21 protein-coding genes are annotated in these 20,950 nt (G+C 63.3%); 7 read left to right on the top strand and 14 right to left on the bottom strand.

The window, feature by feature from the left end:
• Positions 1-56 precede the first annotated feature (56 nt).
• Positions 57-1,373: a DUF1214 domain-containing protein gene (locus tag VSR72_RS04700; protein ID WP_342951254.1), complete on the top strand. Its 1,317-nt coding sequence runs from the start codon at positions 57-59 to the stop codon at positions 1,371-1,373.
• Between the two features lie 14 nt (positions 1,374-1,387).
• Positions 1,388-2,719 (top strand): DUF1254 domain-containing protein, encoded by a 1,332-nt coding sequence (locus tag VSR72_RS04695; protein ID WP_342951253.1) that lies wholly within the window; start codon positions 1,388-1,390, stop codon positions 2,717-2,719.
• A 73-nt stretch (positions 2,720-2,792) separates the two neighbouring features.
• Here VSR72_RS04695 and VSR72_RS04690 read toward each other — a convergent pair whose 3' ends face one another.
• Entirely contained in the window at positions 2,793-3,911 is a 1,119-nt protein-coding gene (locus tag VSR72_RS04690) for a porin (RefSeq protein WP_342951252.1), read from the bottom strand.
• A 161-nt stretch (positions 3,912-4,072) separates the two neighbouring features.
• Positions 4,073-4,753 carry an SOS response-associated peptidase family protein gene (locus tag VSR72_RS04685; protein WP_342951251.1) on the bottom strand — a complete coding sequence of 227 codons (681 nt, stop codon included), beginning with the start codon at positions 4,751-4,753 and terminating at the stop codon, positions 4,073-4,075.
• A gap of 80 nt (positions 4,754-4,833) precedes the next feature.
• Between VSR72_RS04685 and VSR72_RS04680 the strand changes: the two genes are divergently transcribed.
• The 3 genes from VSR72_RS04680 to VSR72_RS04670 all read left to right on the top strand — a co-directional run bounded on the left by VSR72_RS04680 (position 4,834) and on the right by VSR72_RS04670 (position 6,595).
• Positions 4,834-5,160 (top strand): hypothetical protein, encoded by a 327-nt coding sequence (locus VSR72_RS04680; RefSeq protein WP_342951250.1) that lies wholly within the window; start codon positions 4,834-4,836, stop codon positions 5,158-5,160.
• Positions 5,161-5,365: 205 nt separating this feature from the next.
• Entirely contained in the window at positions 5,366-6,211 is an 846-nt protein-coding gene (locus tag VSR72_RS04675) for an alpha/beta hydrolase family protein (RefSeq protein WP_342951249.1), read from the top strand.
• A gap of 219 nt (positions 6,212-6,430) precedes the next feature.
• Complete coding sequence (locus tag VSR72_RS04670) at positions 6,431-6,595, top strand: DUF1328 family protein (protein ID WP_028203076.1); 165 nt, start codon at positions 6,431-6,433, stop codon at positions 6,593-6,595.
• A gap of 139 nt (positions 6,596-6,734) precedes the next feature.
• Here VSR72_RS04670 and VSR72_RS04665 read toward each other — a convergent pair whose 3' ends face one another.
• The 7 genes from VSR72_RS04665 to VSR72_RS04635 all read right to left on the bottom strand — a co-directional run bounded on the left by VSR72_RS04665 (position 6,735) and on the right by VSR72_RS04635 (position 12,237).
• Positions 6,735-7,529 (bottom strand): SDR family oxidoreductase, encoded by a 795-nt coding sequence (locus tag VSR72_RS04665; RefSeq protein WP_342951248.1) that lies wholly within the window; start codon positions 7,527-7,529, stop codon positions 6,735-6,737.
• A gap of 145 nt (positions 7,530-7,674) precedes the next feature.
• Positions 7,675-9,807 carry a phospholipase C, phosphocholine-specific gene (locus VSR72_RS04660; RefSeq protein ID WP_342951247.1) on the bottom strand — a complete coding sequence of 711 codons (2,133 nt, stop codon included), beginning with the start codon at positions 9,805-9,807 and terminating at the stop codon, positions 7,675-7,677.
• Between the two features lie 123 nt (positions 9,808-9,930).
• Complete coding sequence (locus tag VSR72_RS04655; protein ID WP_342951246.1) at positions 9,931-10,440, bottom strand: PRC-barrel domain-containing protein; 510 nt, start codon at positions 10,438-10,440, stop codon at positions 9,931-9,933.
• 133 nt (positions 10,441-10,573) lie between these two features.
• Positions 10,574-10,780 carry a hypothetical protein gene (locus VSR72_RS04650; RefSeq protein ID WP_342951245.1) on the bottom strand — a complete coding sequence of 69 codons (207 nt, stop codon included), beginning with the start codon at positions 10,778-10,780 and terminating at the stop codon, positions 10,574-10,576.
• Positions 10,781-11,035: 255 nt separating this feature from the next.
• Positions 11,036-11,386: a response regulator gene (locus tag VSR72_RS04645; RefSeq protein WP_342951244.1), complete on the bottom strand. Its 351-nt coding sequence runs from the start codon at positions 11,384-11,386 to the stop codon at positions 11,036-11,038.
• A 155-nt stretch (positions 11,387-11,541) separates the two neighbouring features.
• Entirely contained in the window at positions 11,542-11,832 is a 291-nt protein-coding gene (locus VSR72_RS04640; protein WP_342951243.1) for a DUF2795 domain-containing protein, read from the bottom strand.
• A gap of 102 nt (positions 11,833-11,934) precedes the next feature.
• On the bottom strand, positions 11,935-12,237 hold the full coding sequence (locus VSR72_RS04635) for an antibiotic biosynthesis monooxygenase (protein WP_342951242.1): 303 nt from the start codon (positions 12,235-12,237) through the stop codon (positions 11,935-11,937).
• 288 nt (positions 12,238-12,525) lie between these two features.
• Between VSR72_RS04635 and VSR72_RS04630 the strand changes: the two genes are divergently transcribed.
• Positions 12,526-13,695 (top strand): GGDEF domain-containing protein, encoded by a 1,170-nt coding sequence (locus tag VSR72_RS04630; protein WP_342951241.1) that lies wholly within the window; start codon positions 12,526-12,528, stop codon positions 13,693-13,695.
• A 72-nt stretch (positions 13,696-13,767) separates the two neighbouring features.
• On the opposite strand, the gene VSR72_RS04625 is transcribed toward VSR72_RS04630, so the two are convergent.
• Positions 13,768-13,917, bottom strand: coding sequence for a hypothetical protein (locus tag VSR72_RS04625; RefSeq protein ID WP_342951240.1), 150 nt, complete (start codon positions 13,915-13,917; stop codon positions 13,768-13,770).
• Positions 13,918-14,299: 382 nt separating this feature from the next.
• Between VSR72_RS04625 and cqsA the strand changes: the two genes are divergently transcribed.
• On the top strand, positions 14,300-15,601 hold the full coding sequence (cqsA, locus tag VSR72_RS04620) for an alpha-hydroxyketone-type quorum-sensing autoinducer synthase (protein ID WP_342951239.1): 1,302 nt from the start codon (positions 14,300-14,302) through the stop codon (positions 15,599-15,601).
• 113 nt (positions 15,602-15,714) lie between these two features.
• Here the strand turns inward: cqsA and VSR72_RS04615 are convergent, their stop codons facing one another.
• The 4 genes from VSR72_RS04615 to VSR72_RS04600 form a co-directional block, all read right to left on the bottom strand.
• Positions 15,715-16,740, bottom strand: a complete 1,026-nt coding sequence (locus VSR72_RS04615; protein WP_342951238.1) for a response regulator — start codon at positions 16,738-16,740, stop codon at positions 15,715-15,717.
• Positions 16,737-18,098 carry a HAMP domain-containing sensor histidine kinase gene (locus tag VSR72_RS04610; protein WP_321962395.1) on the bottom strand — a complete coding sequence of 454 codons (1,362 nt, stop codon included), beginning with the start codon at positions 18,096-18,098 and terminating at the stop codon, positions 16,737-16,739. Before VSR72_RS04610 ends, VSR72_RS04615 begins: the two co-directional genes overlap by 4 nt.
• Before the next feature lie 286 nt (positions 18,099-18,384).
• A complete protein-coding gene (locus VSR72_RS04605) occupies positions 18,385-19,206 on the bottom strand; it encodes an alpha/beta fold hydrolase (protein ID WP_342951569.1) in 822 nt (273 codons plus the stop codon).
• A gap of 14 nt (positions 19,207-19,220) precedes the next feature.
• Positions 19,221-20,804, bottom strand: a complete 1,584-nt coding sequence (locus tag VSR72_RS04600) for a benzoate-CoA ligase family protein (protein ID WP_342951568.1) — start codon at positions 20,802-20,804, stop codon at positions 19,221-19,223.
• Positions 20,805-20,950 lie beyond the last annotated feature (146 nt).

Here is a 20,950-nt window from a genome sequence, read left to right as displayed (position 1 = left end):
GCGACGCTGCGGTTCCGGGCGGGCTTGCCGGGCCGCCGCCACACTCAGAAACCGACATGTACAACCCTACGATGAGCCTTGCCGAGGCAATGCCCGAACCCGTCGACGACCCGGTCGCGGCGCTGGTCAGTATGGCGGCCGGACCGCTTGCGCTGGCGCGCTATCCGGTGGTCGAAGTCATGCGCACATGCGCGTTGCACACGCTGGCGCAGTCGACAAGTCCGCTGCGTTCGTCCTTCAATACGATTCATGCGAGCGAGCGTTGCTGGACCCACGAAGATCGCGACATCGTCACGCCGGCGAACGACTTCCTTTATCTCAACGGCTGGATCGATCTCGGCGACGGTCCTGTGGCGCTCGAGATTCCGGAAGTCGAGGCGGACCGCTATTACGTCATCGAACTGCTCGACGCCTTCACGAACAACTTCGCCAATCTGAGCGTGCGCAATCCGCTCGCGTGCGGCGGCCGTTTCGTCCTGCACACGCATGGCCAGCGAACCGGCGAGTCCGGCATTCCGGTGGAATGTCCTACGCAACTCGTGTGGCTGCTCGGCCGCGTGCTAGTGCAAGGCGACGACGATCTGCCCGCTGCCCGGCGGATTGCGCGCTCGTTCAGCCTGCATGGTCCGCAGAGCACAGGGCCCGCGTGCGTCAGCCAATGGCCCGAGCGCGGAGATCGCGCGCTCGACTTCTTCCAGCGCGTGTTCGACTCGCTGGCCGATTTTCCGGTGCGCGAGGATGAAGCGGCGCTCGTCAGGATGCTCGTGCGCGCGGGCTTGCGCGAACGGGGGCCGAACGACGTCATGTTGCTGCCCGCGGCCTTCCAGCACGGCTTGCGCCAGGGGTACGTCGACGCCCAGCGCTTGATCACCGCGTTCACGACGAGCCGTACGCGGCGTGGCTGGGTCTATAGCCTCGGGCTCGGCCGCTACGGAAGCGATCATCTGCTGCGCGCGTGCATCGCCATGAAAGGCCTGGGCGCGCTGGCCGCCGACGAAGCGGTCTACGCCACCGCCGATTTCGACGAGACAGGCCAGCCACTCGACGGAACCCGTCGCTACGAACTTTACTTCCCGCCGGGCCAGTTGCCGCCCGTCGATGCGATGTGGTCGCTCTCGCTCTATGGCGAGGACCGTTTTTTCGTCGACAACGCGATTCGGCGTTATGCGATCGGAGACCGCACGCGAGGGCTGCAATACGATGCGGATGGCGGGCTGCGCATCCAGATCCAGCACACTCAGCCGTCTTTGTCGACGAACTGGTTGCCAGCGCCCGAGGGCGGTTTCTATCTGATTTTGCGTCTCTATCACCCGCAAACGTCCTTTCTCGAGGGGCGTTACGCAATTCCCCCGGTTCGCGCCGTCATTGACTAACGCTGTTTGTAAACATGAAATCCACTCCTGAATCTGACCCGCTGTTCGAACTGGCAGTCGAAGCGGTGCAGTTCGCGCTGCCGCTGTACGAAATGGCGCGCATGCGCTCGGCGACCTGTCCACGTACCGACGCCGCCGGGCGCCTCGCCGGCTCCGGACCCGAAGCGCCGCAACGCTGGGCCAACCAGTGGCTCCATGTGCGCGAACTGCTCGGTCCGCAACATCGGCGCGTTGTCACACCAAACAATGACACGCTGTACTCGAATGCATGGCTGGACCTGAGCGCGGGCCCCGTCGTGATCCGCGTGCCCGCGATGCAGACGCGCTACTACGTGCTCGGTCTGCTCGACATGTACACGAACCCGTTCGACTGCATCGGCACGCGCACGACCGGCAACGATGCGGGCGCGTTCCTGTTGCACGGTCCGGGCTGGCAGGGCGCGGTGCCCGACGGCATGCGCGCCGTGGCGTGCCCGACGGATACGGTATGGATCATCGGCCGCATACTCGTGGACGGCGAAGCGGACCTCGCCGAGGCGGTGCAGTTACAGGACCGGTTCGTCATCGAGCCTGCGCCCGGGAGCGGCGCTATGGCGCCATGCCGGATCGACGCTGCCGTGCACCCGAACGAGAGGCTCGGCGATCCCGTCCGGTTTGCTGAGGTCGTCAATGCGGTGCTTGCCGGGAATCCGCCGCCCCGCGCCGAAGCGCAAGCCGTGGCCGCGTTCGCGCGCGTAGGCATCGGCGCCGGCTGCGCAGGCAAGCCGCCCGGTCCGGAGGTGAACGAGGCACTGGAGCGCGCCATTGCGCACGTCACGAAGACGCTCTCGGGTGCGCCTGCGCTTGCATTGGGCGGCGGGTGGGCGTTGCCCGTGGACGTGCGCGAATCGTTCGGTACCGACTACGGCAAGCGCGCGCAGGTCGCGCTCAACTATATCGGCGCGCTGGGCATCGATGAGGCGATGTACATCACCGCTGACTTCGATTCAAGTGAGGCGTGCCTCGACGGACGCTTCACGTATGTCGTTCATTTTCCTGCTGAGCACGGTCCGCAGGTCGACGCATTCTGGTCGCTTACGGCGTACGAGAAGGAGACCTGCATGCTAGCGAAGAACGCGATCGATCGTTATTCGCTGGGCGACCGTACGCGTGGGCTGCGTCGTGACGCAGACGCGAGCCTGCGCATTGCGATTTCGGCTGTGGAGCCCGCCGATCCGGTCCTGCTCGCCAACTGGCTGCCCGCGCCCGCAGGCCGCTTTTATCTGGCGCTACGTCTTTACGCGCCGCGGACGCCGCACCTTGCCGGGCAATTCGCTTATCCGCCCGTTGTGCGTCAGGCGGATTGATTCGATTCGAAGTGCGAAATGAAAACGGCGACTGTTCAGTCGCCGTTTTCATTTTGCCCGGGGGCATCCGCAATCAGAAGCGGTGCGTCATGCCGACGGCCGCCATGAACTGGTTCGTGCCCGCTTCGGTGACGGAAACACCCGGCCAGCTCACCGTGGCTGTGCCGTTGTTCTTCATATAGCCGACACGTGCATAAAGACTCGTGCGCTTGGACAGGAGGTGGTCGATACCGGCCTGGAAGCCTGGCGTATTGTCATGTGCGCCGCGCACATTGCGATATAGCGCGGCAAGCGCAATGGAATCGGCGGAGGTCGCCTGAATGGTCGCACCGAGTTCGGCGATGCTGAGCGAGTGCGCTGTACCGAGAACCGCAGCGAGCGTACGCGGCGAAGGGTTGTCCGCGCGCTGGTACGAGTAGTTGAACTGCAGATTGACGATGCCGAGGCGATACGCGAGCGCTCCGACGAAGTGTTCGGTGCCGAGCAGCGTGAGCGTTGCCGGCAGGGAAGCGATAGTCTCCGTTCCCGGCCGCTGGTTTGTATAGGCCAGCCCCGCGTAGAGTCCCGCGCCCGTATAGTTCACGCCTACGCCGAGCGTATTGCCCGTTGTCGACGGAACGGGCGCCGTCACGGTGGCCGCGAACGAATACATCGCATAGCCCTGTACACCCGCGATGCGCGGCGTCTGATAAAGCACGCTGTTGGAGAGGCGGCCCGGATCGTACTGCGTCGAGAGCGTGTTTCGATCGACGGCGAGCACCATGGCCGAGAACGGCGACAATGCTTCGTTGACGTTGAACGGTTCAACGGGATAAACGACGCGAAACGCCACATCGTACTGACGGCCGAAGCTCAGCGATCCATAGGTTTCGTCCTTGAGTCCGACCCATGCCTGGCGATAAAACAACACGCTCTTGTCGATCAACAGCGAGCCGTTGTTGAGGTTGAAGCCCGCCTCGACGTCGAATTGCGCGGTGAGCCCGCCACCGAGATCTTCGTTGCCCTTGAAACCTAGCAGCGAGCCCGTCGAACCGCCGCTATACATGCCAGTCGTATGTTTGCCTCCGTTGTCGAGATACTGCAGGTAAGTGTCGGTCACGCCGTACAGCGTGACGCTGGAATCGGCCGCTGCTGCACTGCCTGCGGCAATTGCCAGCGCTATGCCACACGCCCCGTGCTTGCCAACGCGCATAGATGTCTCCTCATGGTCTTTATTGAGCGCCATTCAAAATAGAATGACCGTGCCAATTTGAGGGGCTATGCCAGGTGGTGTCTACTGCATTCTTTTTATGGCGAGATTGCAACTCGTGCATGGCAGCATTGCCGCACGGATGACGGGCCTCGGTCGCGTTGCTATGGCGATGTGGCCGCCTTCGCGACGCGTGGGGGCGCGGGGTCCGCCTCCGCCGCCATCCCTTGTGCCGGATAAAGATTGAGAAACGACCTCGCCTCATCCATTGATCGACTCGCCAGCCAGTTCTCATACTCGGAAGCCGGCACGATTACAACCGAACGCTTTTCATCGCCCGGTTTGTGAAAGCGCTGCATGAGCGGGTGATCGTTCGAATTGACGGTGAGCATCGTGAACGAATACGCCTTTCCGGCCTCGCCCTCGTCCCACTCGCGCCATAAACCGGCAACGGCGAACGGAGCGCCATCGGCAAGACCAATGCGCCAGCGCACCGCCTTGCCGGTCTCGTAGCTCGGCTCGAAAAATGCCGCGCACGGTATCAGGCAGAGTTGCAGCTTTTTCCACGCGCCGCTGAAACTGCGCTTCTCACCCACCGATTCGGCGCGTGCGTTCATCGTGTCGAACACTTTCACGCCGGGCGGAATGTGCTTGCGCGGCACCATGCCGAACGTCGCGAGCAGGGCTTCGCGCGTATCGGGCGAGCCGGCTGCCGCGCTCGCCCGGCGGATCACCGGTGCGGCATAGTCCTTGTAGATCTCGTCGCGCCACGGGTCGTCCGGCGGCATGACGCCGTAATGCCTGAAGAGATAGTCGCGGCGTGCGGCAGCGTAGTTCGTGCACATGGTCGTCTCTCCGTCCCGTCCTTCAGAATCATTCTGACATGTGATAGGCTGTATAAATATACAGTGTTTTGGGGCGGAAAATGGGACGCGATCATCGTCACTTCCCTCCGCTCACCGCAGCGGAACTGGCTGAAATCTACGATCGGCATCCGTTGCCCGTCGTATTGCGGCTGCTATGGGAAATCCACCGGTTGCGCTCCACCATCAGCCGGGCGAACCAGATCCGGCTCACCATCGGCAAGCGCGTCGGCACGGCGAATACGCCTGCGGGCATGTGGGAGCGCTTCGAGCAGGAGCTCGATGCGGAGCCGTGTTTGACCGATCCGCTCACGGCGCGTCAAAAAGGATTGCTGCATGAGGGCGAGCCCGATGGGCGGCTGCGGCGCAGGCGGCGCAACGGCGACTGATCGTGACCCTGCCTGCGCAGCGGAGGCAATGAGATAGAGGGCTCTCTCGAAAATAGTGCATGCGGGGTTTCAACTCCCATCATGTGGGCTCTCACACGTTCGCCAACAAATCGTATGGCACGTTGAAATTTGGCTGTAAGTGGCCCTTGTTAGAGTCCGTGAAAGCAGTTGTCTTTCGTGGCAGTCAACACAAGAGCGACTTCTCATGGCTATTGTCCGCACATGCTGGTTCGTTCTGGCGCTGCTTCTCAGTGCTCCCGTCTGGGCCTACCAGACGCGTGTCGTCTCGATCCCCAGCGCCGCGATGCAGCGCTCGTTCGACGCGACCGTCGTCTTGCCCGACGACTACGCGCGCGGCAACCACGCCGCTCGTTTTCCGGTGATCTACGTGCTGCACGGCTCGGGCGGCAGTTATGCCGACTGGACCTCGAACACCCACATCGGCAAGCTCGCCGACCGCTTTCACGTGGTGCTCGTGATGCCGGACGGCGGTCACGAGAGCTGGTACATCGACAGTCCGTTCGATCGCGACAGTCGTTATGAAACGTATGTGGGCAGCGAGGTCGTGTCGTATATCGACACGCATTTCCGCACGATCGCCACGCGCGAGGCGCGCGCGATCACGGGGTTGAGCATGGGCGGCTTCGGCGCGCTGCGCATCGCGCTGGACCGGCAGGAGACGTTCGGCGCGGCCGGCAGCATCAGCGGCGCGGTCGATCCGCGCAACTGCGAAGACGAGCCGGGTATCGATCACGTTTTCGGCGACCCCGCGCGGCACGCGTCGTTCTGGAACAGCAATGCGATCGTGGATAGCGCGCAGGACTTCGAGCACGCGCATATCGCGCTCACCATCGACTGCGGCGTGAGCGACTTCTTCGTGCAGTCGAACCGCACGCTGCACGAAAAGCTCATCGAACTGGGCGTGCCGCACGATTACGCGGAACGCCCAGGCGGCCATACGTGGTCCTACTGGTCGAACTCGATCCGCTACCAGGTGCTCTTCTTCGCCACGGCGTTCCAGCGCGCTGGCTGGCATCCGCAAGTGGCGTGACGCAACGCGGCTCGCGCGCGTTTGCCAACATCCTGCTAAAACTGGATTGCCGAAAGCGCGCGCCCAGCCTCAGGCACCGCGCTTGCTGTGATGATCCTGCAGGGACGGGCGCGTAGATCCGTCCTGCTCAACCAGATGCCGGGCATCGGGCGACCGCACGCGGCGCCGGGGCGCGGCGACCACCCTTGAGCCGGTTCGCACCGGGTGCAGGAGGACGTCATGCTTCAATACGCTGTCATTTTCTTTATCATCGCGATCATCGCGGCCGTGTTTGGTTTTGGCGGCATCGCGGCGGGTGCGGCATCGATCGCCAAGATCCTGTTCTTCATCTTCCTCGTGATTTTCCTCGTCACGTTGCTGCTTGGCGTCGTGAGAAGGGGATAAATAGCGAGCCACGCCTGTGCCACGCTTGTTACCGTGGTCGAATCGCAGCCCGCCCGCGCGGGCTGCTTTTTTGTGTGCGACGGCTGCGGTCATATCCTTCGTATTACGAATCAAATGCGCGCACTCGCGGCGGCGGACATCACGCGATGGTATCCACCACGCCGCCGTCCACGCGCAAGGCCGCGCCCGTCGTGGCGGATGCCTCCTTCGAACACGCGTAGACGATCATGTTCGCCACTTCCTCCACGCTCGCCGCGCGCCGGATGATGGAGGAGGCCCGATGCGTCTGCACGAACTGCGCGGCGACTTCCTCGACGGTTTTGCCCGAAGCGGCCACTTCGTCCTTGAGCATGTGCGTCACGCCATCGGAAAGCGTCGGGCCCGGCAGCACCGAATTGACCGTGACGCCCGTCCCCGCGAGACGCTTGGCTAAGCCGCGTGCGAGCGCGAGTTGCGCGGTTTTCGTCATGCCGTAATGGATCATGTCGGCGGGAATGTTCAACCCCGATTCCGAAGAAATAAATACAATGCGCCCCCAGCCGCGCTTGACCATGGCATTCGCATAGGCGCGCGAGAGGCGGACACCCGACATCACATTCGTTTCGAAGAAACGCAGCCATTCGTCATCGGGAATCTCGAAGAAGTCCTGCTGCTGGAACACGCCGAGATTGTTCACGAGAATGTCCACCTGCGGGTGCGCTTTCACGAGTGCATCGCATCCTTCTGGGTTGGAAAGATCGCCGACGAAACCCTGCACCCGCGCGCCGGGCGCCGCGGTGCGCAGCGCAGCCTCCGCTTCACGCACGGTTTCGGTGCGACGGCTGCTGACGATCACGTCCGCGCCCGAGAGCGCGAGGCCTTTGGCCGCGGCGAGACCGATGCCAGCGGCCGAGCCGGTGACGAGCGCGAGTTTTCCGGTCAGATCGATTTTCATGCGGGCTCCTGGAGGGGTAAGGCTGGCCACGCTCGTGAACGCGCGTTGAATGTGCGGGACGTGAAGCCGCGCGCGGCCATCGTGAAGGGAACGGGCAGTGTACTGCGCGAGCGCGTTGGAGGTATTCTCGGGCGCCTCTGGCCCCTCACGCACCCATGGCCGGATCGCTCACGCTGTCCTTGCCGGTTTCTACACGGCCGGCGAAGCGCCGCATCACACCGTTCTCCGCGCTCAGCGTGAAGTCGTACCAGCCGCCCGAATCCGCGACTGCGAAGTTCGACTGCACCGGCTCACCGGCGCGCACCGCGTAGGTCCACGGCCCGTCGCTGCGGTAGGCATTAGCCGCTATGGTCACGTTCGAAGTTACGTTTGCACGATTCGCGATGCTCACGTCGAGCGCATTGCTCGCGGCGTCGTAGCGCACGCGCACTTCAGGATTCGGCCCGTGCGCCGCCGCGCGCACGTTGCCCTCGAATGCGCGATGAAAGCCGTTCGGTCCAAGCACCCACAGTCGGTATGCGCCGTCGTCGGCGACGGTGGGTGTCCACGTGTCGCGCAGTGTCTTGCCTGCCTCGACGGTGTAGCGGCGCGGTGACTTGTCGAGGTGAAGCGGGTCGTACACGTGAAATACGGCGCCGGCCGTTCCTTCGTTGCCGAACTCCAGTTGAATCCTGTGATGACGCCCGTCGACGCTCGCATCCACGTTGAGGCGGTACGGCAGTGCGCGCGAGGGCCGCGTCATGCGTGCCTGCTGCGGCATGGTCTGGGTGTCGGGCGGCGGCACCGGCACGGGCTTGAGCGCGTTCTGTTGCTTGCTCAGCGCGTCGGCCGCCGCTTTTGTGGGGGCGGAAAACGTCTGCACGGGTTTTTCGTTCGGTGTGCTGAAGTTGAATGTTGAGGTGAGATCGCCGAATACCGCACGCCGCCACGGGCTGATGTTCGGCTCGCGCACGCCGAAGCGCATTTCGATGAAGCGCAGCACCGAAGTGTGATCGAAGACTTCGGAGTTCACATAGCCGCCCGTGCTCCACGGCGAGACGACGAGCATCGGCACGCGCGGGCCGGGCCCGAACGGCAAGCCGTCGGGCGCGACCGGCTTGCCGTCGCCGGGCGGGTTAGGCATGGTGAAGTATTCGTGGCGCGTGCTGGCGGTGGATTTGCCGGCGTACTCTCCATTTTTGATGGGCGAGGGCGGGCAAGGCGGCGGCATGTGGTCGAAGAAACAATCGTTCTCATCGAAGTTCACGAAGAGCACGGTCTTGGCCCAGATGTCCGGATTGCGCGTGAGCGCTTCCAGCAGTCGCTGGAGGTAGTACGCGCCCTGGCCCGGCGTCGAAACGGCGGGGTGTTCGGAATAGGCCTGCGGCGCGATGATCCAGCTCACCTGGGGCAACCGGTTCGCCGCGATGTCGTCGTTGAGCGCCTGCAGGAAGCCGCCATCGGGCATCGTATTGCCAACGCCCTTATACAGCGGCTCGCGCGCTTCGATCGCTTGAGTCCACGGCACGTTGGGCGAGCCGTCGACGGCCTCGAGAACCTGGCGATAGCTTGCGAACCCGACGAGCGGATTGTCCGTGTAGTTATCGGGCTGATTCTCGTACACCTTCCACGTCACCCCTGCGGCCTGCAAGCGTTCCGGATATGTGGTCCATTTCAGGCCCATGGACGGCGCACCGATGTTGTCCCAACCATTGTTGTTGACCACGGCATAAGGCGAGGCCGTGGGGCCATTCGTGCCGGTGAACAGAAAGAGCCGGTTCGCGTTGGTGCCGCCTTGCAGCGAGCAGTAGTACGCGTCGCAGATCGTGAAGGCGTTGGCGAGCGCGAAATGAAACGGCAGGTCGGAGGCCTGAAAATAGCCCATCGAGACGTCGCCCTTGAACTTGGGCCAGTGCGTCATGCGGCCGTGGTCCCAGGCCGCGTGAGCGTCGGCCCAGTTATGCGCGCCGCCTGCGAGCAATGCGTTGCCCTTGCGGCTGTCCAGGTAGAACGGCAGCAGCGTGCGCGTGCCGTCGCTCTGCTGCCATACATTGGCGCCGTCGGGCAAAGGAATCGTGATGCGGTCAGCAAAGCCGCGCACACCGGGCAGCGTGCCGAAATAATGGTCGAACGCGCGGTTTTCCTGCATGAAGACGACGATATGCTGCACGTCCTCAATCGTTCCGGTTGCGTTGTTGGCCGGGATGGCCAGCGCCCGCTGGATCGCGGGCGGCAGCAGGGTGAGCGTCGCTCCCGCGGCGGCGGCGCGAAGGAAATCACGGCGATCCATCGATGTCATGGTGTGTTCGCGATTTTGTCATTGCGTTGTCGTTGTACTCGCGAGCACTAGCATGACACGTTGGCGCCGCCGTGTGCGCCTGATGAGCGCCTGGTGATGCCTGGTTATGAGCGTGCGCGCTCCTCAGAGCTTCACACCGCCGGCTTCAGGCGGCTCGCGGCCCGGCTCGTCGAGCGGAAGGCTCGTGGCGTCGTCGCCCCGGTACGGCTCGCGGCCGTAGTACTGGTGTACGGAGCTGGCCCAGGTGCGATCGGCCATCGAGGGCCACTCGCCTTTGTCGAAACCCGGTGCGTTCTTCACGCGCTCGGAGTTGAGTGCGATCACGAAGCATTTGCGCGCCGCGTCGAGCGTGAGCGCGTTCCACGGCACCGCGAGCAGCTTGTCGCCAATGCCGAGAAAGCCGCCGCTCGACATCACCATGTAGGCAATGCGGCCGCTTTGCACGTCGAGCATGATCTCCTTGACCTTGCCGACTTCGTCGCCGTCCGAGCTCAGCACGCGGTCGCTGTCCAGTGTGCTGGCCGCCATCACGTCGGGGCCGGGGCCAGGCGTGGCCGAAGGGTCGCGGCCGACAATACGTGCGCCGTCGCTGCTGCGCGGCGTTGACCCGATTGGAGTTTGCGGGTAGGCCATGATGTTCTCCTTGTTCGCGATGAAACACGCACGCCGGGCATCTCCCCGCGCGCGGCGCGCCGTTCATCCATAAGTTGCGCAAGGTGAGGGCGCAACGATACGCTCTGGCGGTCGTGGTGGCTTGAAGAGGGATTCAGCCGCTCTTGCCGCCGCCGTCGAGGCCCGCCCCCTTGCGCCAAACTTCCTTGCCTTGTTCCGAGAGTTCGCCGCTGCTGTGGGTGGCGTCGGGCTCGGTGCCGTGCACGGCCATATCGCCGCCCGGTGGGTCCGTGGCGCCTTTTTTCTCGCGCTTGCGTTGCGCCACGCGCTCGTCGTGCGAGCGGCCTGCGTATTCGCTCATTTCGACCTCCCTAAGATATGCAAATCACATCACGATGCGATTCGGCTTGAGGGTTCGATCCCGTGCCGGCCCGGAATGGACCGGCCACGCCGATTCCACAGCATCGGTCGTGCCCCGGTGTGCCGGGTCCGTCTATCATTCAGGATTGCGAATCAAGGAAAGGACTGTGAATGGGCGCCGTGCGCGCCCCGGTGTCGCGTCAGTCGCTACAACGACGATGTAAATCGTTCATGCGGTGTACGAGGCTCGAGCTTCTCAGGGCGTGGCGACCCGGTGGAGGATGTCGAGCAGTTGCGCAACCGCGAAGGGCTTGCGGAGGAACCCGACGACGTCCGCGTCGGGGGGCGGGGTGACGAGCGCAGAGACGAGCACGAACGGTACGCTCGCGAGCTTGCTGCTGCGCTTCATTTCGCGCATGAGGGCGAGGCCGTCCATGTGCGGCATCATGCAGTCGGAGATCACGACATCGGGAGGGTCGTCGAGCGCGCTTTGCAGCGCATCCGAGCCGTCTGCGGCAGTCCGGACCCGATAACCTTCCTGACCGACCAGTTCCTTGAGCGCGTCGAGTGCGTTGATGTCGTCGTCGACTAGTAATACGGTAGCCATACGTTTCTTGCGTGAGCGGCCCGGCCGATCGTGGCGGCTGTGCCTTTGTTCTTCGCGATCGCGTCGCGGCGGGCCGTAGGTATCCGGCGGCCGTCCCGCAGCGTGCAATTTCCGTTCCCGAGCCGCGCACCCGGTATCGTTTTCAGCCTTGTTCGTCATCCTTGCGTCGCCGCGCCCCCTTGGGCGGAGGATTCATGCTCGCGCAACTGCGCTGCGACGATGAGCGCCGAGACTTCGGGAAAGCTGCCGAACGCCTCGTCGGGCAACAGGCGCAGCGCGTCGATCACGTCGCGCTGCGCGCCGCTGCGCTCGGCGCTTTCAATCAGCGTGGCGGGGTGCGCGGGCCAGGTGACGCATTCGAGCGCGCGCAGCACGCGCTCGGTCAGCGCCTCGGCGTTCGCGCGCACCTGGTCGGGGGTTGCCTCATGAGCGAAAGCAGGCTTCATCGGCTTCTCCTTCGAAGATCGCGACGTCTCCCGCAGATGCCATTCCCGCCGCCTTTTTTACCTGTGCGTGCCCCTTTTACGGACGTAGGAAGGGGTGGGCGCTCAGGCCGGAAGTTTGTCGGCAAGCACGTCGGCGCGGCGAATCTGCGGCGGTGCGGCCAGCAGTTCGCCCGCGCGCGCCATCAAAGCCGCGGCCACCTGGCCGTTCAGATGCGCGTCGCGGCCGGCTTCGTTTTCGAATGCATCGAAGATTGCAAACGTCGCATGATCGAAGCGCACACCGAACCAGGCGGGCGTAGCCGCCTCCGCATCGACCAGCGGCTTCGCGCCCGCGAGAAATGCCGCCAGTTCCTCTTCCTTGCCGGGCTGCGCGTGCAGCTCGACGTACAACGCATGTTGGGTCATGACATGTCTCCTGTGACGTCGTGGCGTCTCAAGCATGGTCGCGGTCATTCAGGCCGTTCGTCAAGCGTCGGGAGGGTGCGGCGGGATTTTCGTGTCTCGTGCGGGACGATTACGGTTCGCAGTCCCAATAGAATCGGGAAGTTTCGTCGATTTTTCCTGCTGCGCCGAGCCACAGCCGCTTCACCCGGCCGACTAGCCGGATTCGAATAAACCCTCTACACGGGGCCGCAGCGAATGTTTTTCAAAATGATGCCGTAAACTGAGGCATATCTTCAGACCACGCCGTACATGCTAGATCCGGTCAATATTCTTCTCGTCACGGTGCTTTCGAGCATCATGAGCCTGGCCATTCTCGGCTCGCTGCGGCCTGCGGGTATTCCCGGTGTCGGGCGGTGGATCGGCGCCTATTTGATGGCGAGCGTGGCGCTCCTGCTCGCGGGCCTGCAACGGCTTGGCTGGCCGATCTTCACCGTGTTCGTTTCGAATACGTTGCTGGCGCTGGCCGTCGTGCGCCTGCTCGAGGGCTGCCGTCAGTTCTTCGGGCTCAAGCCGCGCGTGCCGCTCGCCTACGCGGGAACCGTTGCGCTCGCAACGGGTATTGTGTGGTGGTATTGGGTAACGCCCAGTCTCGGCGCGCGCGTGGCCGTTGTCTCGGCGTTTCATGCGGCCATCTACACGTCGATCGGCTGGCTCGCGCTGCGTTGCCGGCCGCTCGAGCGCCCCGTGTACAGCTACCGTTTCGTGACCCTGGCGGCCTGGCTGGGTGCGTTCGCGCACGCGCTGCGCGGGGCGATGTATGGCAGCGGCTTCGTGAAGCAGTATGGGCTGCTCGACTTCACGCCGCTCAACGTGGCATGGCTTGCACTCGGCATTCTCGTGCTGCCTGCGCTTTCGATCGGCATGGTCCTGCTCGCGCACGATCGCATGGCCGAGCGGCTCGAACGCCTCGCGAACCAGGACGAACTGACCGGCGCGCTCACGCGGCGCGCCTTTCTCGCCCAGGCGAACGCGTCGCTCGAAGCCGCGCGCGACAAGAGCCAGCGGGTCGCGTTCGCGATTGTCGATATCGATCACTTCAAGTCGATCAACGACCGCTACGGACACGCCACCGGTGACCGTGTTCTCGCGCAATTCTGCCGCATCGTGAAGGGCGGTGTGCGTGCGGAGGACGTGTTTGGCCGCCTGGGCGGCGAAGAATTTGCGTTGCTCTTTGTGGGTATGACCCGCGACGACGCCGTGACGCGTCTTGACGAGTTGCGCGTGTTGACGCTCTCCGTGCGCCGCAGCGCCGACGCTCACGCTCGCGAATCCGGGCAGGAGGCGCATGACGGGCTGACGTTCAGCGCGGGTGTGGATGAAGTTCAGGCACAGGACTCGCTCGCCACGTTGATGGCGCGCGCGGATGCCGCGCTCTATGTCGCCAAGTCACGCGGGCGCGACCGCGTCGTGGCCTTCTGACGATTCTGTCGGTCGGTCTCGTGCAATCTATGCGTTGTGAATCAATGCTCGCGCCCTTTCGCGGCGCGACGATCAAACCTTATCGAAACTCCATGCGCTACGCATAGTTGCGCACGCCGAAGATCTTAACAGCGCTGTTTTTAAACGATAATTATCAATGGCGCGACTGACGTTACGTGCAGCGGGAAGGCGCTTTCGCTGCATGACGTTCATGGTCTGCATGACCTCTCGTGGCGCGCCTCAAAAAATTTTCGGGCGGGCGTTTCTTCCCTTGTAACCAGTGACGATCACGCAAAGCGGGATTCGTGCGGATATGAAGGCGCCTGCTCCCGGCGCCCTGCGCCAGCATTGGTTTTCGAATTCGCTCCGAATTCAAGCGCGCTCTGGCGCCGCCGGCCTGGGCTGCTCCCCGCCGCGCGTCGCGACTCACGCGCTAGCCAGTCATTGCATCACCCACATTCAAAAGTCCGCTGCCGAAACATGCACGTCGAGCCTCATCGCGCGTGCCGTTTCGTTGCGGGCACATTACGGGCCTGCCTTCCGGTATCCATCCTGACCAGACAAGTCGCCACCGGGGGCGGCCTTTAACCACAAGGAGCCTGAGATGAAAGTTGGTAGCAACTGGCGTAGCGCACAAAACAACGACGCGGCATTGCCCGCATTCCTCGCAGCACGTGTCGATCGTTACTACACCGATCGCGTGCAGGAAAGCTGGGCCGGGGGCCACATCATGAAGGGCCGCGTTGCGAATGCTGATGCCTTGCACCTTTCGAGTAACGATTACCTTTCGATTGCGCGCCACCCCGAGATTCTCGATGCAATGTGCATGAGCATCCGCTCGGAGGGCAACGGGCTCCTGATGTCGGGCGTGTTCCTGCACGGCGACGACTGCCCGCAACTCGCACTCGAAGACCGCTTCGCTTCATACATGGGGGCCGAAGCGAGTGTGTTGTGCCAGTCGGGATTTGCCGCGAACACGGGGCTGATTCAGTCGATCGCCAACGCGCAGACGCCGGTGTACGTCGACATGATGGCGCACATGTCGCTGTGGGAAGGCATACGCAGCGCGGGCGCGCGCGCGATTAGTTTCTTCCACAACGATGTCGATCACCTCGAGCAGCGCATTCAGCGCTACGGGGCGGGGATCGTGATCGTCGATTCGGTGTACAGCACGAACGGCAGTGTGGCGCCGCTCGCGGCGATCGCCGACGTGTGCGCCGAGCATGACTGCGTGCTGGTCGTCGACGAGTCGCATTCGCTCGGCACGCACGGCCCGCACGGTGCGGGCATGGTGGCCGAACTCGGGCTCATCGACCGCGTGCATTTCCGCACCGCGAGTCTTGCGAAGGCGTTTGCCGGGCGTGCGGGGATCATCAGCTGTTCGCGCCGCTTCCAGGAGTATTTCAAGTGCGAGGCGCTGCCCGCTATTTTCAGCTCGACGCTGTTGCCGCATGAAACAGCGGGTCTCGCGGCGACGCTCGACGTGATCGAGCGCGAAGACTGGCGGCGCGCGCGCGTCGCGGCCAACGCGCGCTACGTGCGCTCACGGCTTGCCGAGCTTGGCTACAACCTGAACGGCAGCGAGACGCAGATCATCGCGCTCGAAGCCGGGCCGGAGCCGCAGACGATCGTGCTGCGCGACGCGCTCGAAGCGCGCGGCATTTTTGGTTCGGTGTTCTGTGCGCCCGCCACGGCGCAGAACCGCTCGCTCGTGCGTCTCTCGCTCAATGCGGCGCTGTGCGAGGAGGAACTGGAGCGTCTCGTGGATGTGTGCGCGGAGATTCGCGACGAGGTGCAGATGTGGAACTGGCCGTCCACGCGCCGCAACGAACGCAACGCGGGCCGTGCGCGCGTGCGTATGCCTCAGAGCGTGGTGAACATGCCGATGGTGGCCGTGGCGGCCTGAGCCTCGCGCAATTGAGCCGGCATGGAGCGAGACAGCGATAACGTGTGGGTGCACCCGATTTACGGCCTGCGGCGAATGTACCGCAAATCAGTACCGCAAATCGCCGCCGTAAATCAGGGTGAGTCCCACGCCGCCTGAATCTCGCGGTCCAGCTGGTCGAGATGCCGGTCGTAGGGCAGCACATTGTCGAGCGCGAGCCCCGCCGGCTTCTTCACGACTGCGTAGAGGTAGCGACGGTCGCCGTGAAATTCCGATGCGGGGTGCATATACGGCTGCCATTCCGCGCACTGTGACGGGTAATAGCCTTCCGTGCGCCAGAAGTAGGGCAGGCTGCGACGGCTGTCGAGCTCCGCCAGGAAGCTGATGGGCGCCCCTTGTTCGACGGCGATTTCGCGCACGCCTCGCAGCGATTCGTCAGTGTGAATGACGAGCAGGTACGCGGTGCCGACTCCGTCGAACATCAGGAGTCCATGTGGTTGGTACGAGAGATAGTGTTCGACGATGCCCAATGAATCGGCAATGCCTTTCACGTGCGCGGCGAGCGCATGATCTTTAAGGAATGCATATTCGGAAACGGCGAGCGCGTCGAGCACTGTGCTGCAGCAGCGGTCGAAATACGCGCGCTGCATATCGTCGATCGCCTGGTTCAGCGTTTCCACCGCGTCGATTTCGTGTTTGCGGATGAAGCGGTCGATCAGCCCTTCGTTGAAGCTCTTCACGGCCACGTGCTCGTCCGCTTTGCCGGTCAGCACGATTTTCTTGATCGACGGGTCGGTAATGCGGCGGCAAAACTCCATGCCGTTGAGTTCGGGCATGTCGTAATCGACCACCACGACCGAAACCGATTCGAAGCGCGAAGCGTTATGTACGAGACTTCGTATCGCATCGACGCGCATGGCGATTACCTGGTGCGCATCGTTTTCTTCGGTACGGTCCAGATAGGGGCTGAAGATGGGCTCCGCCGCGCGGTCGTGCGGCGAACGTCCATTGAGAAACTTCAGCGCCTCGGAGGGCGAGCTGAACAGGCGGAAGGCCAGGTCGGGGTCGAGTTGCAGGCTCAGGTTCGAAAGGAACGCGGCGCTGTCGTCGATGAACGCGACGGTGGTCGGGTAGGAGAACGGCTGAATGGCTTTCGTCATGGCGCAGGGAATGTCAAAACGAACTCGGTATATTCGCCTTTTACGGAAGAGCAGGTAATCGCTCCACCCATCGCTTGCATGACATCGCGGCAGAATGCCAGCCCGATTCCTGCTCCGAGCGTCACGTCATCGGTGGCGGTTGTCGAAGTATAAAAGCGTGTGAAGATGTGCGGCAATACCTCAGGGGAAATACCGGTGCCCGTATCGCTGAAAATCAAACGATTGGCCCGTTGTCCTGATTCAAGACGAATAGAAATCTGCGCGCCTTCGATGCTGCCCATATGCCGGAAGGCATTTTTCAGCAGATTGAAGAGCACGTGAACGGTAAGCATTTCAGATCCGTGGAATTCGAAATCGGGGCGCAGATTGCAGATTACCCGACGACGGTCGCCTTCGCGAAACGGAAAACGCGCGAGTGCGGTTTCCACGCAATGCACGATCGAACATGTTGTTGCGTTTTGCATGTTGCCGCCCGTAAAGCGCGCCGTGGCGAGCAGCATGTCGATGATCGCATTCGAATGCAGGGCTTCCTGTTCAATGCGGCCAACCACGCCTTGCAGTGAATGCAGATGCGCCACGCGTATTTTAGGCACGGGCAAGCGGCTGCGCTGGGCGAGCTGATAGGTGTCGAGCAGCGCGGGCAAATAGCGCATGAGTCCCGCGGCGCCCACGCGTATCGCCACGAGCGGCGTGCGCAGTTCGTGCGCCACGCTGCCCGCCGTGGCCAGCATGGCGCGCTCCTGTTCGATCTGAATGCGGTCCTGATCGTAATTGGCCACCGCGCCGATCGCCACGGCAAACGAAAAGATCGCCAGATGGGTGAGATAGTTCGGGCCGAGCACGATGGGGTACGTGGTGAGGCAGTACGCGATCACCGCGAGGCTGATGCCCACGAGGAACTGCAGCACGAGCATGAGCCAGTCGAGCAGCAGCACCATCACGAACGCCGCGATCAGCGCGCTCTCCACCCACACTTCGTTGCCGTTGTTCTTGAGCAGCATGAACGTGAAAAAGAACGGCAGCGCGTAGAGCGTGCAGAAGTACCAGTACCACGGCAGCAGCTTTTTCAGCGCGGCGGGCCAGCGTTCGAACGCCAGGATCGGCACGAACAGTAACGAGCCGATCAGGCGCAGCGTGAGATTTTCATACGGCTGAGGAAAGAGGTCTTTCCAGACGTAGTAGTAAAGCGGGAAGCCCACGCTCGCCACGACGGCGAGCGGGCGCATGCGGCGCTTCACGTATTGCAGGTTGCGCAGCGCGGGCGCGAAGGCGCGCACGAAGCGCGGACGCATCGACGCCCAGGCTCGCCTCAGTCGCACCGAGGTTCTTGAAACGTTCATCAGGATGGAATCGCTCATCGTTCTGGCCGGCGCGCGCGGTTCGCGCCGGTCTTCTTGCGTCTCGCTTTTTTGGTTCCCCGTGCTGCTTGTTTTCCTGCCGGCGGTCTCGCGTGGTCGGACCCCGTCTCCACCCGGCAAAGAAAGACAATATCACCAAAGGATTGCACCGATGAGGCGGGTTTGGCCCTTAGTTTGGCCTTATACCGGCTTCGGCACTGCGCTTACGAGTGAGTGCTATGCGTGATGCATCGATTCGCCCCTGTTTTGGGGTATTCGGCGGGCGCTGGAGGCGCGCTGTGGCGTGTCAGGCCGCGGGCTTCCGTTGGGTGGAAACGAACTGCTCGATGGCGTCGTCGAGCGGCTGCGGCGCGTCGCGATGCGGAGAATGCCCGCCCTGCGCGAGTGCGTGGATGCGCGCATGCGGCACGGCCGCGCCAATGGCTTCGACTTGCGCCATGGTGCCGTAGTGGTCGTCTATGGCCTGCACGGCGAGCAACGGCGCACGAATCGACGCCAGTTCGCCCACGATGTCCCAGGCACGGAAGGCGGGATCGAGCCAGATATCGTTCCAGCCGTAGAACGCGGAATCGACATCGTCGTGATAACGCCCGAGCCTTTCGCGCAAGCGGGTCGTTTCGTACGCAACCTTCGCCTCGCCGATGCTTGCTACCGAGATGTCCTCGACGAACACGTGCGGCGCAATCGCCACGGCGCCCGCGAGTGCGCCGGGAAAAGCGGCGGCGTAGAGCAGGGCGATGGACGCACCGTCGCTATGGCCGATCAGCCACATCCGCGCGCGTTCAGCGGCGCTTACGCCGAGTACGTCGAGCAGCGCAGGTAAAACGTCGCGCGCCTGTGCCGACATGAAATCGACCGGCCATTTCACGCCATGCGCGCGCGGTGTGGAACGCCCGTAACCCGGGCGCGAATAAACGAGCCCACGCATGCCGAGGCGATCGCAAAGCGCGGCGGGCCAGTCCTTCCACATTGCGATCGAACCGAGACCCTCGTGCAGGAACACGGCGAGCGACGCATCGCTGGCGGCCGCGCCGATCCAGCGATATTCGATGCGCAACGCATCGCGCGTGGAAGTGGCGGGCAGATCGGCGAATACGCTCTCGTTCATGGCGGTGATCACTGTCACGACTGAAACTGCTGACGCAACCGGAAGCGCTGGATCTTACCGGTCGCCGTTTTCGGCAGATCGTCGACGAACAGAATGTCGCGCGGGTACTTGTGCGGCGCGAGCCGCGTCTTGACGAACGCCTTCAACTGCTCGGCCAACGCGTCGTGCGAGTTTTCCTGTGCCGCCTGCTTGAGGACGACGAACGCGCAGGTCTTCACGAGGCCGCCCTGATCGACGCCTATCACGGCCGCTTCGAGCACCGCGTCGTGCTGCATGAGGACCATTTCCACTTCGATGGGAGATACATACTGGCCGCTCACCTTGAGCATGTCGTCGCTGCGGCCCGCATAGACATAGGCGCCGTTCGGCAGGCGCCGGTACTTGTCGCCGCTCTTGACCCAATCGCCGAGGAAGGTCGCGCGCGACTTCTCTCGATTGCACCAGTACATCACGGCCGCACTGGGTCCGCGGATAAAGAGGTCGCCTATTTCGCCGTCGGGCACGAGCGCACCGGTCTCGTCGCGCAGTTCGATTTCGTAGCCGGGCACGGGGCGGCCCGTCGTGCCGTATTCGACAACGCCCGGGCGGTTGGAGAGGAATATGTGCAGCATTTCCGTGGAGCCGAGGCCGTCGAGAATGTCGCTGCCGAAGTGCTCCCTGAAGCGCTCGCCCAATTCACGCGGCAGCGCTTCGCCGGCGGAGGTGCACACCCGCAGCGCGACGTCGGCGCGTGCAGGGAGATTGGGCGAGGCCATCATGCTCGCGTAGAGCGTGGGCACGCCGTAGAACACCGTGGGCCGATGCTTCACGAGGCGCGCGAAAACAGCGTTGGCGGTGGGGCGCTCCGCCATCAGGATCGTGGTCGCGCCCACCGAGAGCGGAAACGAAAGGCCGTTGCCGAGGCCATAGGCGAAGAACAGCTTGGCCGCCGAAAACACGACGTCGGACTCAAGTATGCCGAGAATGGGCTTTGCGTAAGTTTCGACGGTCCAGTAGAGATTGGCGTGCGTATGCACCGTGCCTTTGGGCTTTCCCGTCGATCCCGAGGAGTAGAGCCAGAACGCGATGTCGTCGCAGCCCGTTTGCGCGGCGCGCGGGGCGGGCCCGGCGCGCGCGATCAGATCGGCGAGAACGTGTTGCGGCGCATATGCGGCGGAAGCGTCCGTTTCAGTGGACGCGCGCGCCTGGGGCTGCGAAACGATTAACTGGCAGTCCTCACATTGTGCTTCGGCGAGCGCTGCGCTTACCACCGGCAGTACCGCGCCCGACGCGATCACCACGCGCGCGCGGCTGTGCGTGAGCATATACACATAGTCGGCCGGCATGAGCAGCGTATTGACGACCACCGGCACGATTCCGGCATAGAGCGCGCCGAGAAACGCAACGGGCAGCTCGACGGTATCGAGCATCACGAGCAGAACGCGTTCTTCCGTGTGGACGCCGAGCGCGCGCATCGCGCTCGCGAAGCGGCGAGCCTGCGTTTCGAGTTCGCCGTAGCTGAGCGTGAACGTGTCGTCGATATAAGCGGTTTTCGCGGCGCGCGCGGCGTTGAGCGAGAACAGATGCGTGGCGAAGTTGAATTGCGCGGGCGGCGGCATGGCCGCGGCGTGTTCAGGCGACGCTGCTTGGTTTGGCACGGTCTTGTCTCCGCTCTGTCTGCCTCGATCGGATTTGTCGGCGATCTACCTTTTCGCGGAAAATTAGCGGTTAGCAAAATGCATGTCAAGCACTATAGTACATAAAC

Origin of the sequence: Paraburkholderia sp. JHI869, from assembly GCF_038900775.1 — a bacterium.
Lineage (GTDB): Bacteria > Pseudomonadota > Gammaproteobacteria > Burkholderiales > Burkholderiaceae > Paraburkholderia.
The sequence above is the reverse complement of the archived record's forward strand: the minus strand, read 5'-3'. Positions and strand labels throughout refer to the sequence as shown.

Bases quoted from the DNA above. Each gene is read 5' to 3' on its own strand.
- VSR72_RS04700 (WP_342951254.1), top strand. From the start codon at position 57: ATGTACAACCCTACGATGAGCCTTGCCGAGGCAATGCCCGAACCCGTC.
- VSR72_RS04695 (WP_342951253.1), top strand. From the start codon at position 1,388: ATGAAATCCACTCCTGAATCTGACCCGCTGTTCGAACTGGCAGTCGAA.
- VSR72_RS04690 (WP_342951252.1), bottom strand. From the start codon at position 3,911: ATGCGCGTTGGCAAGCACGGGGCGTGTGGCATAGCGCTGGCAATTGCC.
- VSR72_RS04685 (WP_342951251.1), bottom strand. From the start codon at position 4,753: ATGTGCACGAACTACGCTGCCGCACGCCGCGACTATCTCTTCAGGCAT.
- VSR72_RS04680 (WP_342951250.1), top strand. From the start codon at position 4,834: ATGGGACGCGATCATCGTCACTTCCCTCCGCTCACCGCAGCGGAACTG.
- VSR72_RS04675 (WP_342951249.1), top strand. From the start codon at position 5,366: ATGGCTATTGTCCGCACATGCTGGTTCGTTCTGGCGCTGCTTCTCAGT.
- VSR72_RS04670 (WP_028203076.1), top strand. From the start codon at position 6,431: ATGCTTCAATACGCTGTCATTTTCTTTATCATCGCGATCATCGCGGCC.
- VSR72_RS04665 (WP_342951248.1), bottom strand. From the start codon at position 7,529: ATGAAAATCGATCTGACCGGAAAACTCGCGCTCGTCACCGGCTCGGCC.
- VSR72_RS04660 (WP_342951247.1), bottom strand. From the start codon at position 9,807: ATGACATCGATGGATCGCCGTGATTTCCTTCGCGCCGCCGCCGCGGGA.
- VSR72_RS04655 (WP_342951246.1), bottom strand. From the start codon at position 10,440: ATGGCCTACCCGCAAACTCCAATCGGGTCAACGCCGCGCAGCAGCGAC.
- VSR72_RS04650 (WP_342951245.1), bottom strand. From the start codon at position 10,780: ATGAGCGAATACGCAGGCCGCTCGCACGACGAGCGCGTGGCGCAACGC.
- VSR72_RS04645 (WP_342951244.1), bottom strand. From the start codon at position 11,386: ATGGCTACCGTATTACTAGTCGACGACGACATCAACGCACTCGACGCG.
- VSR72_RS04640 (WP_342951243.1), bottom strand. From the start codon at position 11,832: ATGAAGCCTGCTTTCGCTCATGAGGCAACCCCCGACCAGGTGCGCGCG.
- VSR72_RS04635 (WP_342951242.1), bottom strand. From the start codon at position 12,237: ATGACCCAACATGCGTTGTACGTCGAGCTGCACGCGCAGCCCGGCAAG.
- VSR72_RS04630 (WP_342951241.1), top strand. From the start codon at position 12,526: ATGCTAGATCCGGTCAATATTCTTCTCGTCACGGTGCTTTCGAGCATC.
- VSR72_RS04625 (WP_342951240.1), bottom strand. From the start codon at position 13,917: ATGCAGACCATGAACGTCATGCAGCGAAAGCGCCTTCCCGCTGCACGT.
- cqsA (WP_342951239.1), top strand. From the start codon at position 14,300: ATGAAAGTTGGTAGCAACTGGCGTAGCGCACAAAACAACGACGCGGCA.
- VSR72_RS04615 (WP_342951238.1), bottom strand. From the start codon at position 16,740: ATGACGAAAGCCATTCAGCCGTTCTCCTACCCGACCACCGTCGCGTTC.
- VSR72_RS04610 (WP_321962395.1), bottom strand. From the start codon at position 18,098: ATGAGCGATTCCATCCTGATGAACGTTTCAAGAACCTCGGTGCGACTG.
- VSR72_RS04605 (WP_342951569.1), bottom strand. From the start codon at position 19,206: ATGAACGAGAGCGTATTCGCCGATCTGCCCGCCACTTCCACGCGCGAT.
- VSR72_RS04600 (WP_342951568.1), bottom strand. From the start codon at position 20,804: ATGCCGCCGCCCGCGCAATTCAACTTCGCCACGCATCTGTTCTCGCTC.